Origin of the sequence: Okeania sp. SIO2F4, assembly GCF_010672385.1 — a bacterium.
Lineage (GTDB): Bacteria > Cyanobacteriota > Cyanobacteriia > Cyanobacteriales > Microcoleaceae > Trichodesmium.
This window is the reverse complement of the sequence record NZ_JAAHGT010001426.1, coordinates 1-1,331: the sequence shown is the minus strand read 5'-3', so window position 1 is coordinate 1,331 and position 1,331 is coordinate 1. Positions and strand designations below refer to the sequence as shown.

The 1,331-nt window shown below is 35.8% G+C and carries 1 protein-coding gene; it reads left to right on the top strand.

Annotated features, from left to right (window positions below; translation table 11 throughout):
• The first annotated feature begins 765 nt into the window (after positions 1–765).
• Positions 766–1,302: a hypothetical protein gene (locus tag F6K22_RS40955; RefSeq protein WP_293110907.1), complete on the top strand. Its 537-nt coding sequence runs from the start codon at positions 766–768 to the stop codon at positions 1,300–1,302.
• Positions 1,303–1,331: the final 29 nt, after the last annotated feature.

The window sequence follows — 1,331 nt, the reverse complement described above, 5'->3', positions numbered from 1 at the left end:
GCAATGTTGATCTAATTTTTTTAATTGTTTATTGTCAATCTTAATTGAACTTAAAATTGACATTATTCCTGATTACTTATTCCTTATTTGTAAGAATTCAGCTATTATACCAAGCGTGAAAAAAAAATGTTACGAATAATAAGTGTAATTAAAAGACTTGACAGGAGATTTACCTTTGACAAAGGGGTGGGACTCCGCGCCGTCTCACGGCGCAAGCGGTCGGAAAGCGGAGCATGACCTAGGATGGGATGGATGGGTTACCTAACCATATCCAATCGACCAAGAGGGGGAACGCGAACCAAGAGAAAAAGATAATTTCCGACCTAAAAAATGGTATTGAAGCCATTGATTATGACTTGGTCTGACTTACTCCTGATTCCTAATAAACAGCCTAGTCATTTGTAGCAAACATTTGTAGCAAAAATTTAGAAAATTGGTATTAGCTGTTTCATAAATAATGAATATACACTCTCTAGATCAAGGCTGTTTTCTCCAATACTTTTAATTCTTCTTAAATCTCTCAATTGCTTTTTCCTGCTAGAAAGGGAATGAATTATATCATGTCCGAATGAATAGTTATAAATAATTGGAGAGTCTTCAGTCCTCAGGAGTCAGGAGGGAGAAGAGGAAGAGGAAGAGGAGAAAGTTTTTTTTATAACTAATTAAGCGGACATGATATTAATAGCTGATAGCTGTTAGCTCCGCATTCCGCAGGAAATGCTTAGTCTTATTTGAAGTTAAAGATAATAGAATACAAAAATTATTATGGTTGTAAAAAAGTCAGATTATGAAGCTTTGCTAGCAGAATATAGTAACTCAAGGGCTGCAATTGCACTGCTTAAACAATACAGATTGTATTTGGAAATGGTGCCAAGTTTACGTCGTCCTGAAGAGAGTTTAATTACTATTCCTTTGCCAGTTATTAGGTTACGAAAAGATGGTTATGAATCTGGAAAAACTGTTCCTTTACCCTGCGATATAGGAATTTTTATGTGTGACCCGGAATGGAAGGTTAAGACTGGGGTAGAAATTTTTATTTTTATTTATCGACCCCAGGAAGATTTTTCCGATCTACTTACTCGTTGGCGAGAAACTCAGGTTTTATTAGATAAGGAATATGAGTGGGTAATGCCTCAAGGTTATAAACATATTTATTCTCAAGAGGCGGAGGAAATTTATCCTTTATTTGTTTTATTTTCTGAAATTCCAGAAAGAATTAAAAGAGGATTGATAGGAGCAAATTTACCTTTTGTTGTAAGGGGGATGATTTTGATACGGCATTTATGGCCGCCCGGGAGTTAATCTCTCAGCACGACATTCAGCAAATTCAG

Coding starts and splice junctions, on each gene's coding strand:
- F6K22_RS40955 (WP_293110907.1), top strand. CDS start 766: ATGGTTGTAAAAAAGTCAGATTATGAAGCTTTGCTAGCAGAATATAGT.